This is a genomic window from Pseudalkalibacillus hwajinpoensis (genome assembly GCF_039851965.1).
Lineage (GTDB): Bacteria > Bacillota > Bacilli > Bacillales > Guptibacillaceae > Guptibacillus > Guptibacillus hwajinpoensis_E.
This window is the reverse complement of the sequence record NZ_CP156674.1, coordinates 3,890,382-3,906,563: the sequence shown is the minus strand read 5'-3', so window position 1 is coordinate 3,906,563 and position 16,182 is coordinate 3,890,382. Positions and strand designations below refer to the sequence as shown.

The 16,182-nt window shown below is 41.8% G+C and carries 19 protein-coding genes and 2 riboswitches; of the genes, 1 reads left to right on the top strand and 18 read right to left on the bottom strand.

Annotated features, from left to right (window positions below; translation table 11 throughout):
- Positions 1-2 precede the first annotated feature (2 nt).
- The 7 genes from ABFG93_RS20230 to ABFG93_RS20200 all read right to left on the bottom strand — a co-directional run bounded on the left by ABFG93_RS20230 (position 3) and on the right by ABFG93_RS20200 (position 5,289).
- Positions 3-590 (bottom strand): nucleoside recognition domain-containing protein, encoded by a 588-nt coding sequence (locus ABFG93_RS20230; protein ID WP_347549800.1) that lies wholly within the window; start codon positions 588-590, stop codon positions 3-5.
- Positions 583-1,746: a D-alanyl-D-alanine carboxypeptidase family protein gene (locus tag ABFG93_RS20225; protein WP_347549799.1), complete on the bottom strand. Its 1,164-nt coding sequence runs from the start codon at positions 1,744-1,746 to the stop codon at positions 583-585. Before ABFG93_RS20225 ends, ABFG93_RS20230 begins: the two co-directional genes overlap by 8 nt.
- 65 nt (positions 1,747-1,811) lie before the next feature.
- Positions 1,812-2,360: an isoprenylcysteine carboxyl methyltransferase family protein gene (locus ABFG93_RS20220; protein ID WP_347549798.1), complete on the bottom strand. Its 549-nt coding sequence runs from the start codon at positions 2,358-2,360 to the stop codon at positions 1,812-1,814.
- Positions 2,361-2,363: 3 nt separating this feature from the next.
- A complete protein-coding gene (locus tag ABFG93_RS20215) occupies positions 2,364-3,455 on the bottom strand; it encodes a type III polyketide synthase (protein WP_347549797.1) in 1,092 nt (363 codons plus the stop codon).
- A 120-nt stretch (positions 3,456-3,575) separates the two neighbouring features.
- Entirely contained in the window at positions 3,576-3,929 is a 354-nt protein-coding gene (locus ABFG93_RS20210; protein WP_347549796.1) for a hypothetical protein, read from the bottom strand.
- Between the two features lie 26 nt (positions 3,930-3,955).
- The gene (gene scpB, locus ABFG93_RS20205) at positions 3,956-4,546 is read right to left on the bottom strand and encodes an SMC-Scp complex subunit ScpB (protein ID WP_347549795.1); all 591 of its coding nucleotides are present in this window, start codon (positions 4,544-4,546) and stop codon (positions 3,956-3,958) included.
- On the bottom strand, positions 4,543-5,289 hold the full coding sequence (locus ABFG93_RS20200) for a segregation/condensation protein A (RefSeq protein WP_347552911.1): 747 nt from the start codon (positions 5,287-5,289) through the stop codon (positions 4,543-4,545). The genes scpB and ABFG93_RS20200 overlap by 4 nt, the downstream gene beginning before the upstream one ends.
- A 365-nt stretch (positions 5,290-5,654) precedes the next feature.
- Here ABFG93_RS20200 and ABFG93_RS20195 point away from each other — a divergent pair, with 365 nt between their 5' ends.
- On the top strand, positions 5,655-6,182 hold the full coding sequence (locus ABFG93_RS20195) for a DUF309 domain-containing protein (RefSeq protein ID WP_347549794.1): 528 nt from the start codon (positions 5,655-5,657) through the stop codon (positions 6,180-6,182).
- Between the two features lie 24 nt (positions 6,183-6,206).
- On the opposite strand, the gene ABFG93_RS20190 is transcribed toward ABFG93_RS20195, so the two are convergent.
- The 11 genes from ABFG93_RS20190 to spoVAD form a co-directional block, all read right to left on the bottom strand.
- Entirely contained in the window at positions 6,207-6,569 is a 363-nt protein-coding gene (locus ABFG93_RS20190; protein ID WP_347549793.1) for a GNAT family N-acetyltransferase, read from the bottom strand.
- Positions 6,570-6,795: 226 nt separating this feature from the next.
- Complete coding sequence (gene ribH, locus ABFG93_RS20185; protein ID WP_347549792.1) at positions 6,796-7,266, bottom strand: 6,7-dimethyl-8-ribityllumazine synthase; 471 nt, start codon at positions 7,264-7,266, stop codon at positions 6,796-6,798.
- Between the two features lie 30 nt (positions 7,267-7,296).
- On the bottom strand, positions 7,297-8,490 hold the full coding sequence (locus ABFG93_RS20180) for a bifunctional 3,4-dihydroxy-2-butanone-4-phosphate synthase/GTP cyclohydrolase II (protein ID WP_347549791.1): 1,194 nt from the start codon (positions 8,488-8,490) through the stop codon (positions 7,297-7,299).
- Positions 8,491-8,509: 19 nt separating this feature from the next.
- On the bottom strand, positions 8,510-9,166 hold the full coding sequence (ribE, locus tag ABFG93_RS20175; RefSeq protein ID WP_347549790.1) for a riboflavin synthase: 657 nt from the start codon (positions 9,164-9,166) through the stop codon (positions 8,510-8,512).
- Positions 9,166-10,251 (bottom strand): bifunctional diaminohydroxyphosphoribosylaminopyrimidine deaminase/5-amino-6-(5-phosphoribosylamino)uracil reductase RibD, encoded by a 1,086-nt coding sequence (gene ribD, locus ABFG93_RS20170; RefSeq protein ID WP_347549789.1) that lies wholly within the window; start codon positions 10,249-10,251, stop codon positions 9,166-9,168. The genes ribE and ribD overlap by 1 nt, the downstream gene beginning before the upstream one ends.
- 144 nt (positions 10,252-10,395) lie before the next feature.
- Positions 10,396-10,543, bottom strand: a riboswitch (FMN riboswitch).
- Positions 10,544-10,568: 25 nt separating this feature from the next.
- On the bottom strand, positions 10,569-11,006 hold the full coding sequence (locus ABFG93_RS20165; RefSeq protein WP_347549788.1) for a peptidylprolyl isomerase: 438 nt from the start codon (positions 11,004-11,006) through the stop codon (positions 10,569-10,571).
- A 91-nt stretch (positions 11,007-11,097) separates the two neighbouring features.
- Positions 11,098-12,417 carry a diaminopimelate decarboxylase gene (gene lysA / locus ABFG93_RS20160; protein ID WP_347549787.1) on the bottom strand — a complete coding sequence of 440 codons (1,320 nt, stop codon included), beginning with the start codon at positions 12,415-12,417 and terminating at the stop codon, positions 11,098-11,100.
- A 104-nt stretch (positions 12,418-12,521) separates the two neighbouring features.
- Positions 12,522-12,708, bottom strand: a riboswitch (Lysine riboswitch).
- A 46-nt stretch (positions 12,709-12,754) separates the two neighbouring features.
- Positions 12,755-14,248, bottom strand: coding sequence for a spore germination protein (locus ABFG93_RS20155; RefSeq protein ID WP_347549786.1), 1,494 nt, complete (start codon positions 14,246-14,248; stop codon positions 12,755-12,757).
- A complete protein-coding gene (locus ABFG93_RS20150; RefSeq protein ID WP_347549785.1) occupies positions 14,238-14,810 on the bottom strand; it encodes a stage V sporulation protein AE in 573 nt (190 codons plus the stop codon). The genes ABFG93_RS20155 and ABFG93_RS20150 overlap by 11 nt, the downstream gene beginning before the upstream one ends.
- Positions 14,811-14,815: 5 nt before the next feature.
- Positions 14,816-15,166, bottom strand: coding sequence for a stage V sporulation protein AE (gene spoVAE / locus ABFG93_RS20145; protein ID WP_347549784.1), 351 nt, complete (start codon positions 15,164-15,166; stop codon positions 14,816-14,818).
- Positions 15,166-16,179, bottom strand: a complete 1,014-nt coding sequence (gene spoVAD, locus ABFG93_RS20140; RefSeq protein WP_347549783.1) for a stage V sporulation protein AD — start codon at positions 16,177-16,179, stop codon at positions 15,166-15,168. The genes spoVAE and spoVAD overlap by 1 nt, the downstream gene beginning before the upstream one ends.
- Between the last annotated feature and the right edge of the window lie 3 nt (positions 16,180-16,182).

The window sequence follows — 16,182 nt, the reverse complement described above, 5'->3', positions numbered from 1 at the left end:
GTTCAACCGCCCCCTTTGCTTTTCCTATAAAAGAAACGGTCAATCAATAATGCTCCTATTGTTGAGCATGCTGTTGCAGCAATAGTTGTACCAACAATTTCAGTTGGCGATACTGAGCCGTATTTCATACGGATTGCGATGACGCTTGTCGGGATAAGGGTTAAGCTTGATGTATTCAGAGCGAGAAGTGTAATCATTGACCTTGTTGCATTGTCTTTCATATCATTTAGCTTCTTAAGTTCTTCCATCGCTTTGATTCCCATTGGCGTTGCTGCATTTCCAAGACCAAACATATTTGCCATCATGTTCGAAAGAATGTATCCCATGGCAGGATGGTCCGCTGGCACCTCAGGAAACAACTTTCTAGCAAGTGGTTTAAATCCTCGTGCGAGTACGTCGAGAAGTCCTGCTGCTTGAGCAATCCTCATTAAACCAAGCCAGAATACAAGTACGCTAAGTAACCCAATACAAACAGCGATCGCTTCTTCAGCACCAGTAAATATGGCTTTATTTACTTCTTCCATCGTGCCATTGATAAGTGCAAAGAAAATCCCAATTAGAAAAATCCCTGCCCAGATTAGATTAACCATATGAGTCACGCCCAGTACCGATAAAGAATAAATCTCGAAAGAATTTCCAAAATCCTTTTTCTTTCTTTTCGCTTATTTCATAGGTTAGCGGTACTTTAATGAGCGTTTGATTATCTAATGTAACTTTGTATAACCCGACTGGATTCTTAAAGGCTGACGGATCATCCCAATTGCTTTTATCTGGTGGTTTTATTAGCTGGATCCTTGATTTAACATTTTCTTTCTCTTCCGTTGTTAAAGGATAAATCAGGTCCCTGTTTAGTTTAACTTTGCCTTTATAAGGCTCATCCTTAATGTCATCAAGAATACCTTTGGGTGAGATAAGTGTGCGTTCATAAGTTGAATAAGCCCAATTAAACATAGATATATGATCATTCCAGTCATCAGGTGCATCCAGTGTAACGGCAATCAACGTCATCCCGTCCCGCTCAGCGGTTGATACGAGCGTTCGTTTTGCCCGTTTTGTATACCCTGTCTTCCCACCGGTAGAATCGTCATATAAACTCGTTAGCAGCTTGTTTTTGTTTCGCCATACATAATCCCAATTTTCAGTCTCATTGGGTGCTTTATGTATCTTTGTTCCTGAAATAACCCGATAAATCTCATTATCCATAGCATATTGTGTTAACAAAGCCATGTCATAAGCTGTTGAAAGATGATTTTCATGATCATCAAGACCATGAGGGTTTGCAAAAATTGTGTTTGTCATACCAATCTCTTCAGCCTTTTGATTCATAATTTCAACAAAACCTTCAAGGCTTCCTCCGACTGATTCTGCTATTGCAACTGCAGCATCGTTCCCTGAGCGAAGCATTAGCCCATATACTAGATTCTCAAGGGTTATTTTTTCTCCTTCTTTTAAATAGAGTGAAGAACCTTCAGTACCTGCAGCTCGGGAGGATACAACCACCTTCTCACTCAGTTTCCCAGATTCGATGGCTAGAATCGCTGTCATAATTTTGGTAATACTAGCAATTCTCCTTTGTGTGTAGGCCTCTTTCTCAAATAACACTCGACCAGTTTCTTGTTCAAGAAGGACAGCACTTCTCGCAGAAACACCAATACCATCTGCAGAAGCGTTTCGCGGAATCATCAAGAATATGAGAGCTGCGATCAATATGAAAACACCAATTTTTGTGCGCATCGATTTTCCCATGTATCCTCGTCCCCTAAGCTCCGTATTTGTACAAGTCTATGTACCGAAACCAGTGGTTATGAATATCAATTGCTCTTTGGATCTGTAAAAACGTCAGCATAATTGGTCACTTCTGTTAACGCTTTTTCTTCAGCTGGAATTCTGAATTTTAATAGCAAAACTGCATTAAGAATTGTGAAAACAATAGCTGTTAAATAGGAGGAGAAAATAAGCGGGAGAGATACAATTTCAAGTGCTACAATGATATAGTTTGGATGCCTGATATACCGATAAGGCCCTTTAGCTACAACATCAGCATCCGGGAGTACAATAATTTTCGTATTCCAGTACCGTCCAAGACTTCTGATCGTCCATACTCGGAGTAACTGAGCTATTAAAAAAACAGTCAGCATAACCGTCCAGAACCATGAAAGGGTAAAGCTGCGAAGTACGGTTTCAATCGCAAGGGCCAATAGAAATGCCACATGTAGCATCACAATGTATATGTATTGATTCTTGCCGAATTCAATGCCCCCCCGATCCTTCATCCATCTCTCATTCCGCTTCGCGATGAGCATTTCACCGAGTCGCTGGACAATGAGCAAAATAAATGCCATCGTACACAAAAGAATCATTCCTTACGCTCCTTTCTTCCACTCTAGTAGCAGCAACTCCGAGCAAAAACCAGGTCCAAGTGCCGCCATAAGGCCGGTTTGCCCTACTTTGCATCCATTTCGTAAAAACTCGTCAAGTACGTAAATGATCGTAACCGAACTCATATTGCCATATCGTCGTAAAACATCTCGTGAAATAGCCGTTTTTTCCCGGTTTAAACCGAGTGCATGTTCATAGGCCGTTAGCACTTTTGTTCCACCGGGGTGTGCAATAAAATAGTCAATGTGCTCGGGTGATTTCTGATGTGATGAAAGAAATTCTTTTACAGTTGGTTCAAGCCAGGTTGAAACGATGGATGGAATTGATTTTGAAAAAACCACATGGAGACCTTCATTACTTACCTCCCACCCCATCACATCCTCTGAATTCTTCATTAGTGTTGAATGAGTCGATACTATCACTGGAAGACTCCCCATTCTCGATCGATTCAATAACTCCGAACCTTCCCCTGTAACCAGAACGCATGAAACACCATCGGCAAAAAGTGCCGTTCCAATTAAATTACTTTTTGTGTAGTCACCATGTTGAAACGTTAAACTGCACAATTCAACGTTAACAACAATCACCGCTTCCGTTGGATGTGCCAGGCAGTAATCATTGGCTCTGCTTAATCCGGATGCTCCCCCTGCACAACCGAGACCCCAAATTGGGATACGTTTAGTGTGTGGTGAGAATGGAAGAACATTCATTATTCTCGCATCAATGCTTGGAGTTGATATTCCTGTTGTTGAGACAAATATAATAGCATCTATTTCCTTGTATTCAACATTATTTTCTAGATAGAAAGGATTTTTAAGACAATTTCTAATCGCTTCGGTAGCATACTCAACTGACAGAGCGATATACCGCTCATTTTTCTCTTCAAAAGTCGGTCTACTGCTGTACCATTCCATCGGCATGGCAAAGTACCTTGTATCGATTTCTGCGCTATTGAAAACAGGAAGTAAGCGATCGATATCACGAAAATGATTGCCAAATTGCTGTTTCGCAAACGCCGCAGCATCCGACTGCTGAAGACAATAAGGAGGAAGGTGTTTTCCGATCGAAATAATCATTCTGCTAAGCTCCTTTGCTACCCTTTTTAACTAGTTTGAGAAAGCTTAGCTTCTTTTATTCGTTATGAATAGAACTGTCTAGTCACTTAAAAAAGAGATGCCTTTGTTTAGGCATCTCTTCTATGAATACTCATATGAACCGTTTAACTTTATTTGCTGTATTGCAGCAAAGAGCTCTGACAAATCTGCCTCTTTCAAGGAAGATAGAAATTCAGATTCACCACTAAGGTAGAGACGTTTTCTACCTGGATACTGTGGCAATAGATTTAGTGCGACTGCTTCATGGATCGTCGATTCCCTGCTCCAAACACCTTCTTCAATTGCTCTTTCAGCAAAAATAACAGGATATAGAACATGGAAAGTTTTCATTTTACCGTTTTGTTCATACGTAACTGTCGACCTTACGAAAGAATCTTCAGGAGAATTAGAACGTTCTTTTTCAAGCTGTTCAAATGCTACGTTGGTCACACGCATCAATTGTCCTCCTCATCTCATTCTTATTACGAGTCTTGCTCTCCTGGAATTTGTTGAAACTTCTCAAAAAACAGATCAGCTTCATCGTCTTCCGTTTCTTCGCTTCCATCGGGTAGTGGTGGAAGCTCCTTAATGGAGCTCAGTCCAAAATGAAATAGGAACTCTCTTGTTGTACCATATAAAATAGCTCGTCCTGCCTTCTCGGCTCTACCTGCTTCTTTAATGAGTAGCTTCCTCATCAATGTTTGAAGAGGTTTATCCGTTTTCACACCACGTATTTCCTCAATTTCAATCCTCGTAATCGGTTGTTTATAAGCTATGATGGCCATGGTTTCGAGAGCAGCTTGAGAAAGTGAATGATTTCCTGGTTGATCAATTAATTTTTCAATATACGGGGCATTTTTTGCATTAGTCGTAAGCTGGTATCCACCACCAAGAAACACAATTTTAAAACCCCGTTCTACCTCATCGTATTCTAGTTGTAATTCTTTTAGAGCATCAGAAATTGTCTCTTCTTCTAACGAGATGGTCTCACAAAGATCTTTCAACGTAATCCCTTCGTCCCCAACCACAAATAAAAGACTTTCAATAATGCTTTTCACTTCCTCTTTTGTCACTCTGAAGCCTTCCCTTCACTTTCAAAAATCATGATCTCTCCAAAATTGCTGTCCTGTTCACATGCAACAGCCCTTTTTTTCATTAGTTCCAAAATCGCAAGAAATGTCACAATCATATGTCCCCGTTCTTCTTCTACAAAAAGTTCCGTAAATCTCTTCCTCCCATTCCCCTGAAGCTTGAGTCTAATTTCATTCATCCGGTCTTCAATAGGAATGTCCTGACTTTGAATCCTCGTTCGCTTGGGCTTTTTGTCCTTCACGCGACGAGACATCTTTTGAAAGGCCGCTAACATATCATATAAGGTTACATCACCAATTGACGTTTGATGTTCCTCTCGACTATATTCACTAATATCAGCGGGTGGACGCGCATAAAGAAGGCTGCGGCTACTTTCCTTTTCCTTAAGGTCATTTGCTGCTTCTTTAAATCTCCGATACTCGACAAGCCGTTGTACCAGCTCATCCCGAGGGTCATCATCGAATTCCTGGTCATCATCAAATAACTCTTCTTCTTTTTGAGGGAGTAGCATTTTGCTCTTGATTGCTAGCAGTGTAGCAGCCATAACTAAATACTCGCTCGCTACATCCAATTCTAGTTCCTGCATCGTATGTATAAATGTTAAATACTGGTCTGTTATTTGTGATACAGGAATATCATAAATATCTACTTCGTACTTATTAATCAGGTGAAGCAATAGATCCAGAGGACCTTCAAAGGCATCTACCTTAACACTATATTGCATCATTTCATTCCATCTTCCTTTATCCATCTCCATCTAATAAAACGATTATATCATATTTCGTTATTTCGCCGATTCTCGAAATTATGGAGATCTAGGCTTAAATACTGCGCCACACAACTTCAGACAGGGAAAAAGACCTCTCTGATAGATGTTTCACTTTATTGCTATTTCTGCTTGAAATTAATAAAAGCTATATACATCAGCACTGTAACTAAGTATTATCTTACTTCTCCTATGAATAAGAAGTTGTTTCATTATCATATAGCTTCGTAATATGAACTTTTTTACAGTATGGATACGAAAATCATTCGCTTTAACACAGGAATAAACCTATGCTACACTACTAAGGAAATGGAGGGAACGATATGTATTCTGAAGCTTACATCGACTATCTCGCTCACTTCCACGGAATACGTGATTATTTTGAATGCCATGAAATTCTGGAGGAACATTGGAAGCAGGACCCACGCGGGAGACGAAAGACTCATTGGGTTGGATTGATCCAGATTGCAGTCGGATTATATCATCATCGTCGAGGGAATTTTGCAGGTGCAGCGCGAATGATCCAGAATGCAAAGCGAATTGCTATAAGTGAACGGATAGAGCTTGAGACGCTTGCTATTGACGTCGACCAGCTTCTTCGCGACCTTACACAGGAGTATCACCTCATTGAATCTCGTTCTCCATACAACGGATTCGATCTTCCACTTACAAGCAAGGAGCTCCTCCAACAATGCCAGGAACGCTGTCAAGAACTTGGATGTGCGTACGGCACACCCAGTGATTTAACAAATGATGACCTCATCCACAGACACTCCAGGCGGGATCGAACAGAAGTACTCGTTGAAAGAAACCACCAATTTCAAATTCGACACCAAAAAAGGAACGGCTGAGCCGTTCCTTTTTGTAGTTGATCATTATTTAATGTTTTCTTCTAAGTGACATCTCTCAAAAAACGTTCCAGTATATTCATTTCCCTTTATATCAATCTCATCACTTAGCATCTCTCGAAGTGCTTCCACCATATGCTTTCCGATCCCCTGATGACGGTGAGAAGGATTGACACTAATGTGCTTTAACTCTACTTCGTTCTCATTTACCCACTCAATACCTAGCAAACCAATAATGTCTTCATCTTTCCATAGAAAAAGCTGGCAAGATTCCATTTCTTCATAATCTTTAATTGACTGCTGTAGCCTTTTGATGTCTTTTTCATTAGGCATGAAGCTTAACAAACCCATCGCAATTTTCTCATGAGCTTTTTTATAACGAATTAGCATGATTATCCCTCATTAAAGTAGTTCTTGGCTCGGCCGTTTATTATACTATTCCTTATCTGTATAATACGTTCAGATCAATCTACGGACAAGCGCAGCGAGCATGATGATCGCAATCAACACACACATGCGAATCAACCTTTTCTTGATTTCTTCCAGGCTTCAAAAACTTAACTCCTTCGCCTTTCTTTGAACACCATACCCATCATAGCCAAAAACGTCTGGATAATCAACCTTCAAATGATTTTGATAAATTGGCCATTTCAATTGCGGCCGTTGCTGCATCCCAACCTTTGTTCCCTGCCTTAGTACCAGCACGTTCCACAGCCTGCTCGATTGTATTGGTCGTCAGTACTCCAAAAATGACTGGAACACCAGACTGCATCGCTAGTGACCCCACCCCTTTCGAGACTTCACTACAAACATAATCAAAGTGAGGGGTTGCACCGCGAATGACAGTCCCTAACGTAATAACGGCATCGTAACGTCCTGTATCAACCATTTTCTTGGCTGCGAACGGAATTTCAAATGCTCCCGGAACCCAGGCGATATCAATATTTTCATCAGTTAATCCATGACGGCGCAAAGCATCTTCAGCCCCCCCCAGAAGTTTACTGGTAATAAATTCATTAAACCTTCCTACTACAATACCCACTTTTAGTCCAGATCCAACCAAATTTCCTTCAAATAATTGTCCCATATTAAATAGCCTCCCGATTTCACTCTTATCTTACAAGTGAAGCATGTGTCCTAACTTGCTATGCTTCGTTTTTAAGTACCGTTCATTTTCTTTACGTGATGGCATTTCCAGTGCTATACGAGTTTCAACCTCAAGTCCGTAGCCTTTTAATCCGGCAATTTTCCTCGGGTTATTTGTCAGTAAATTCATTTTTGAGATTCCAAGATCCCTTAAAATTTGAGCGCCGATACCATAATCTCTGAGATCAGGTTTAAAACCAAGCTTCTCATTCGCTTCAACCGTATCGTACCCCTGCTCTTGTAGTTTGTATGCCTTCATTTTATTAAGAAGGCCTATCCCTCTTCCTTCCTGTCGCATGTAAAGCAGTACACCGTGTCCTTCTTCCTCAATTTGAGATAGAGCCGCATGTAGTTGAGGGCCACAATCGCATCGAAATGATCCGAAGACGTCCCCAGTTAGGCACTCAGAATGCACGCGCACAAGCGTAGGCTGATCTGGGAGAATCTCCCCTTTAATAAGTGCCACATGTTCTTTTTGATCGAGAACATTTGAATATCCAACAGCGCGGAACGAGCCGTATTCTGTTGGAAGTTCAATTTCCACTTCTTTTTTCACAAGAACGTCTTTGCGGTTTCGGTACTGAATTAAATCTTTAATAGTGACCATTTTCAAATCAAACTCTTTTGCAATCTCAATAAGATCCGGCACACGTGCCATCTCACCGTCTTCTTTCATTATTTCACAAATAACTCCAGCTGGAGCTGACCCAGAAAGCCTTGCTAAATCGACGGCAGCTTCTGTATGACCTGCTCTCCTTAATACTCCTCCATCTTTCGCAACGAGCGGAAAAACGTGGCCAGGCCGGTTAAAGTCGGCTGGTCTCGCGTTCTGATTGATTAAGGCATTAATTGTTAGTGCTCTCTCAGCAGCTGAAATACCAGTTGTAATACTAGTATGGTCAACACTTACTGTAAATGCCGTACCATGTGAATCTGTATTGTGATCCACCATAGGATTTAATCTCAGCTCCCGGGCACGGTCCTCTGTAATAGGTGTACAAACAAGGCCCCTTCCTTTTGTTATCATAAAATTGATGATCTCAGGAGTCACTTTATCTGCTAGCGCTACAAAATCGCCTTCATTCTCACGATCTTCATCATCACAAACGATGACGACCCTTCCCTGCATTAAATCGTAAATGGCTTCCTCTATCGTATGGAACATGTCTATCCCTCCCTCACCTTTATTTGAACCCATGATCTTCAAAGAATTGACTGCCAAGTGAAGCGGTGTGCTCTGATTTAGAGCCACTTCTTTGTTCTAAGTATTTCATAATGTATTTTCCGAGCATATCACATTCAATATTCACTAAATCACCAACCCGCTTATTACCTAAAACCGTCTTTTCGACCGTATGAGGAATAAGAGATATCGTCAAGGTGTTCTCGCCGATACCAAAAACGGTTAGGCTCGTTCCATCAACCGATACAGAGCCTTTCTCAACGAAATAAATGAGAAGTTCTCTCGATATCGCGATATCGTAATAAACTGCATTATCAACGTTTTCAACGCGTGTAATTTTCCCCACACCATCAACGTGCCCTGAAACAAAATGGCCGCCAAAGCGACCGTTAGCTGACATCGCACGTTCGAGGTTAACTGAGGAATTGGGTCCAAGGTGACGAAGACCTGTGGAACGAAATGTTTCAGGCATGATGTCAACCGTAAAAGCAGAATCTGTATATGACGTTACAGTTAAACACACACCATTAATTGAAATACTATCACCAAGGTGAGCATCAATTAAGACCGTTTCTGCAGCAATCTGCATGACGATTGACTCCCCTGCCTGCTGAACGCTCTCTACTCGACCGATTTCTTCTACAATTCCTGTAAACATTACCGTTTCTCCCTTCTTCGAGCGATAACTCTAATGTCATCTCCGATTTGATCAACACTAAGCATTTCGAGATCCACTGCATCATTCATTCGGGAGAAGCCGGTACCTCCAAAAGATGATGGAGACTGTCTACCACCAATTAATTTAGGGGCAATATACGTAATAACCTGTTCAAACGATTGCGATTCAAGGAAACTGGCATTCACCTCGGCGCCTCCTTCTACAAACAGAGAAGTAATTTGATTTTCACCAAGGATTTTTAGCACTTCTTTGATTTGAATCTGTTTTTCAGATATCCCAATCAAACGGACATGATCAGGGAACATGCGATCATTTTTACTGACAGCTTCTTTTGTCGTCACAATCCACGTTTCAGCTCTCCTGTCTTTGAGCAGCATTGCATCCGAGGAAATCCTAAGTTGATGATCAAGGACTATCCTTATCGGTGATAGCCCCTCGCCGTACCTTGTTGTTAATGATGGGTCGTCTGCAATGACAGTTCCGACTCCAACAAGAATGGCATCATGTTTATGTCGAAATGAGTGTACATCCCTTCTAGCTAGTTCTCCTGTAACCCATTTGCTATCCCCAGTTCGAGAGGAAATTTTACCATCAAGAGTAGTAGCAGACTTTAGAGTAACAAACGGTCGATGATGAGTGATGTAGTGGAAAAACATTTCATTCAATATCAGGGCTTCTTCTTCAAGAAGACCTACTTCAACATGAACCCCTGCTTCTTTCAGTTTCTCTATTCCTTTACCTGCTACGAGCGGATTTGGATCCTGACTCGCAATAAAGACAGTTGAAATACCAGCCTTGATAAGGGCATCTGCACAAGGCGGCGTACGGCCATGATGACTGCACGGTTCTAACGTAACGTATGCAGTGGCACCCTCCGCTTTTTTCCCAGCCATTTGAAGTGCTTGCACTTCGGCGTGTCCTTCTCCAGCTTTCAGGTGTGCACCCATGCCGATTATGCGTCCATCGCTCACGATCAAAGCACCTACAGCAGGATTAGGCCTCGTCTGTCCAACGGTACCTCGCGCCATATCGATTGCTGTTTTCATATAATCCTGATGATTCATAGTATCTACTCCTGTGCCACTTTCCATTTACGGTGTTGAAAGATGGCATGAAAAAAGCCTCCCAAAACTCATACTTGGGAGGCAAAAGTATATATACCAAATAAACCTTTTGAATCGTAGATTCAAAAAGAAATTGGTTACTTTATATTCCTTCTCCCATCCAGACTATACTGTCGGTTCTGGTTTCTCACCAGATCCACCGTTTGCATATGCAAACGGGTCACGGACTTAGCTAGCTTAATCGCCAGTCATCACCGCCGGTTGGGACTTTCACCCGCCCCCGAAGGAAAGTTTTTAGTTTTTAGTAGTATGAAGAACTATTCTTCGTCCCAAACCTTTACTTCTTTCATTACATCGCCTTGCTTGATGCGTAGGACTGTATCCATGCCTTCTGTCACCTGACCAAAGACTGTATGGACGCCATCAAGATGTGGTTGTGGTTCGTGAACAAGGAAAAACTGGCTGCCGCCTGTGTTTTTACCTGCATGAGCCATTGAAAGTGAACCTGCTACGTGCTTATGTGGGTTACCCTCTGTTTCACAGTCAATCGTGTAACCAGGACCACCCATACCAGATCCAGTTGGGTCTCCGCCCTGAGCAACAAAGCCAGGAATCACGCGGTGGAAATTCACTCCATTATAGAAGCCTTCGTTCGCAAGCTTCTCAAAGTTAGCTACCGTGTTAGGTGCTTCTTCTGGGTAAAATTCAATTTGAATTACCTCTCCATTTTCGAATGCAATTGTACCTTTTTTCATTAATTAATCCTCCTGCACAAACATTTTGCTTGAAAGCACTTTTATTATAGCATAGAGTTCTGCTACACCCTATTAATTCTACTTCAAATTATTATTTTGATATAATCGCTTGCTTCAATGGAAGGTCATGGTGGATTAAATCTTCGTACGATTCTCTCTTCACAACAAGGCTTGCTTCGCCATTCTCTACGAAAACAACAGCTGGTTTTGGTAAACGGTTGTAGTTGTTAGCCATCGAATACCCGTATGCTCCAGTTGAAAAGACAGCCATTACATCCCCTGAAATCGCGCGTTGCAACTTACAATCCCAGATTAACATATCGCCTGACTCACAGCATTTCCCTGCAACTGAGTACAGATGATCTCTCGTTTCGTTCATTCGGTTCGCAATTGCTGCTTCATACTTAGCCTGATATAACGCTGGACGAAGGTTATCACTCATTCCACCGTCAACTGCAAGATAATTTCGAAGCTCAGGTACATGCTTATGGGAACCTACCGTATAAAGAGTCAAACCCGCTTCTCCTACAAGAGAACGACCTGGTTCAATCCATATTTCCGGCATCGCCATTCCTTCGCTGAGGTTTCGTTTAACGGCGTGCGTCATCGCTGCGATATAATCACCGACAGGTATTGGCTGGTCATCTGCAGTATAACGAATTCCGAAGCCTCCGCCCAGATTTAAAACCTCTGGCGCAAATCCAAATGATTCATACCAGGTTGAAAGGTATTGAAATATTTTGTCGATTGCCATCACGAATCCTGTTGTTTCAAAAATTTGAGAGCCTATATGACAGTGAAGTCCAAGTAATTTTAGAGTGCTTTTTTTCTCAGCTGATTGAATCGCTTCTTCCACCTGGCCACTTTGCAGATCAAAACCAAACTTCGAATCTTCTTGACCTGTCAAAATATAATCATGTGTATGGGCTTCGATGCCAGGCGTAATACGTAGCAGGATGTTTGCTCTTACTCCCTTTTCTTCTGCCAGTTGTTCAAGTAATGCCAGTTCATAGAAATTATCGACAACGAAACAGCCGATTTTAGCATCAAGAGCCATACGAATTTCAGCATCACTTTTATTGTTTCCATGAAAGTGAATACGCTCAGCAGGAAATCCAGCTTGAAGGGCTGTGTACAATTCTCCACCTGAAACAACATCGAGACTTAACCCCTCTTCATCTGCAAGCTGAACCATTGCGATGCAAGAAAAAGCCTTGCTTGCATAAGCGACTTGATAGTGAACGTTCTCCTGCTCGAAGGCATTTCGAAACGCTCTTGCTTTCTCTCTAATCATCGCCACATCGTAAACATAAAGTGCAGTGCCGTATTCTTTACTTAATTGAACGGTATCTACCCCTCCAATTGTTAAATGGCCTCTATCCGAAACCGCAGATGTACCGTATAAGTGCACAATGTTTCTCCCCTCTCGCTAATAATTGATGCGAGCTCCCTCCAGACAATAAGAAAAAACAGCCAACTTTAGATACAATGGCTGTTTTGCTCCGTATCCTCACGAGTTGGATTAGCTCACCACTGAAAGAATCCTTCTATCAGTGACAGTCTGCAACTTATTCAGCAGCAGCCCAGCAATTTAAGGATGGCCCTTATTTCACTTCGGCAAATTGACCTTTCGAATATCATCATCGCATTCCATTATATGCTCAGATACCGTACTCATTCGCTTTGCGCCTCTATCCCCATTACGTTCAATGAGGTCTATTCTATTAAGAAATAAATTATCACATTTTTTAAGATTCGGCAAGTGGTTTGTCCGCCTGTTTATTCTTATTTTGTGGCTCCGTGATACTAGGACGAAGTTTCGTAAGTGGCACTGATACGCGAATAAGCACTTGTATGAAAGCCTCGGGATTAAAAGGAATAAACGGCCAGAGGTAAGGTGTATTAAGCGGTCTTAAACTGACTAGAAAAAGAATCACTGCTGTTACACCAATGATATAGCCGGGTACGTTGAATAAATAGACAAGAAACAGTAGAATTAGCCTGATAAGCTTGTTTGCGATCGCTAATTCATAGCTAGGCGTTGCAAAGGAACCTACAGCAGCGATTGAAACATAGAGAATAACTTCCGGTACAAATAAGCCTACGTCTATCGCGATTTGACCAATTAACACAGCAGCGATGAGCCCCATAGCAGTGGATAACGGAGTCGGGGTATGAATTGCCGCCATCCTCAGTGTTTCAATTCCAATTTCCGCAAGGATGATTTGAAGAAAAATCGGTACGTTTGACTTATCATTCGGTCCAATAAAGTCGATGGTAGCAGGAAGCAATTCTGGTTGATTAACCATTAATAACCACAGTGGTAATAGTAATAGCGCTACAAGCATGCCACCAAATCGAACCAAGCGATGAAATGCACCAGGAAGCGGTGCTTCACGATATTCTTCTGCATGTTGAACATGATGAAAGAATGTTGTTGGCGTAATAATAACGCTTGGAGACGTATCCACAATAATAATTACATGTCCTTCTAACAAGTGAGAAGCGGCTACGTCTGGCCGTTCAGTATATCTAACTAATGGAAAAGGATTAGCCGCCTGATGAACAAGAAATTCTTCAACCGCCTTATCAGCCATTGGTATCCCATCAATATTAATTTCTTTTAACTTTTCCTTGATGATTTCAACCAAGTTAGGGTTAGCTACATCCTGTATATACGTTATGCATACGTCCGTTTTGGAGCGCTCACCAATTTGAAAGATTTCATTTCTTAATCGTCCATCTCTGATTCTTCGCCTTGTTAAAGCCGTATTTTCGATGATGTTCTCTGTATAGCCATCCCTCGAACCTCTAATGACTTTTTCAGTGTCAGGCTCTTGAGGCGCTCTTCCGGGGTATTTACGAACATCAATAATAAACGCATGCTCTTCCCCTTCCATAAATACAGCAATTAATCCCGATAAAACCTGATCCACCACTTCATCGAAGGTTTCAACTGCAGTCACCTGCTGATGAGGCAAATGATTGTGAATAACCTGTTCGAGTTTAACGGTAAGCCGATGATGATCATCAATTAACATTAGCTCGCGCATGACTTCAACAATAATCGACGTGTCACAGAGACCGGTGCAATAGTAAAATTGAATTTCTTTATTCAAAATCTTTAATTTGCGAACACCAACGTCAAAACTCTTACCAATGCCAATCGATTTCGTTAAAAACTCTTCATTTTCCTTAATTTTCTTAAATATTTTCTGTTTGTTGTCGATCTTAGATGTCATTAAAACCGCTCCTTTCGAGCAGAATCTTAACAGCTTTTAACGTTATTGGAGAACCAACGGAAGGGTCATCTAAACCAGACATTTTACCTATATCTCCAACTCCAATCACAATAGGTAAATTAAGTTTATCTAATATGGAAACAGTGTCTCCATCGATCCTTCCTGCTTCCATATCAGGAAACCCTCCCTTATCAACCCCATAATGAGTAAGCTCCCCAAATCGGTCAATCGACACATCTACCCTCGTCCATTCTGAAAAATGAGTTTTGGACGCAACTGCAATCGCACCAAGCAACTCTATGTTCTCATCCTCAGCTACAGATTGCATCGCGAGCTCACCATACCCTTCACCAGGGAATCCACTATCATCAAACATGACGAAGACTGGGTCGTGTGGGGTCTGATGAATGAGAGATACAATTTCATACCCAGCAAGCGGGGTCGGATTTCCTGCCGACTGACTTATACACCGTCCTCCAATATCAGATGCTACTTTTTCGATCGCCTTCTGTGCATATAAATCTCCATCTGTTACGAATATGACCCGCCGCTTTTTACTCACTGCTCTCACCCCTTTGGTTTAAATAATATGGCTACAATGAATCCAAAGACAATGGCTGAGGAAATGCCTGCCGAAGTTAGCTGAAAAATCCCCATTGCAATCCCGATAAACCCGTGCTCTTCTCCCTGTTGCATAGCGCCATGAAGCAGGGAATGACCAAAACTTGTGATTGGTACTGTAGCGCCTGCACCAGCAAAATCAATCAATTTATCATAAATCCCAAACCCATCCAGAACTGCCCCCGCTACTACAAAGGACGACATAACATGGGCAGGCGTTAGTTTAAAGATATCTAAAAGCAACTGCCCGATTACACAAATAGCCCCACCTACAGCAAATGCAAGTAAATATTCCATTACTCTCCACCTCCCACTCGCTCAAACACTACAGAATGAGCTATAGCAGGCATACTTTCTTTTTGTTGAACCATGACAGGACTATGAAGACATCCTGTAGCTGTAATCAGTATTTTGTTATACATTCCTTTTTTCAGAAGTTCAATTAAATGAGCATATGTTACAACAGCGGAACAGGCACACCCACTTCCGCCAGCAAAAACTTCCTTCTGATCAGGACGATAAATCATTAGTCCACAGTCGTTGTGATTATTTGTAATGTCAAACCCTTTCTCAAGCAGGAGATCTCGAACAATGGGAGATCCTACCGATGACAGATCTCCAGTTACGATTAAATCATACTCAGATGGTTGCACACCCAAATCGTTGAAATGAGCCGCTAGTGTATCAGCAGCAGCAGGTGCCATGGCCGATCCCATATCAAACGGATCTTTTATCCCCCAATCAATAACTTTCCCAATTGTAGCCGCCGTGATCTTTATATTTGAAGAATCCCTCCCGATTAACGCTGCTCCCGCTCCAGTAACAGTTGATGTAGCTGTCCCTGGCTTCTGTCCGCCATATTCAGTAGGATAGCGAAATTGGCGTTCTGCGGTGGCATTGTGACTACTAACTGCTGCAATAGCACGATTTGCAAATCCTCCTTCAACAAGTGAGGATGCAATAGCAAGAGATTCCATCGATGTTGAACAGGCTCCGAATACACCTAAAAATGGGATTTGGTTAGATCTTGCAGAATAAGTAGCACTCACAATTTGATTTAATAAATCTCCTGCTACATACACATCTACTTCTTCCTGCGTCAGTTCTTTTTTAATCAGGGAACTTGTTATCGCATCTTCCAGCAATTTTCGTTCAGCAAGCTCCCAGTTTTCCTGATCACAGTGAAGATTTTCATATGTGACATCATATTCATTACCAAACGGTCCCTCTGCTTCTTTTGGACCAACCGCCGTGCCGACAGATTGCAAAAATACATTTGAGAATTGCCATGTTTGCTTTCCTAATTTCATTAT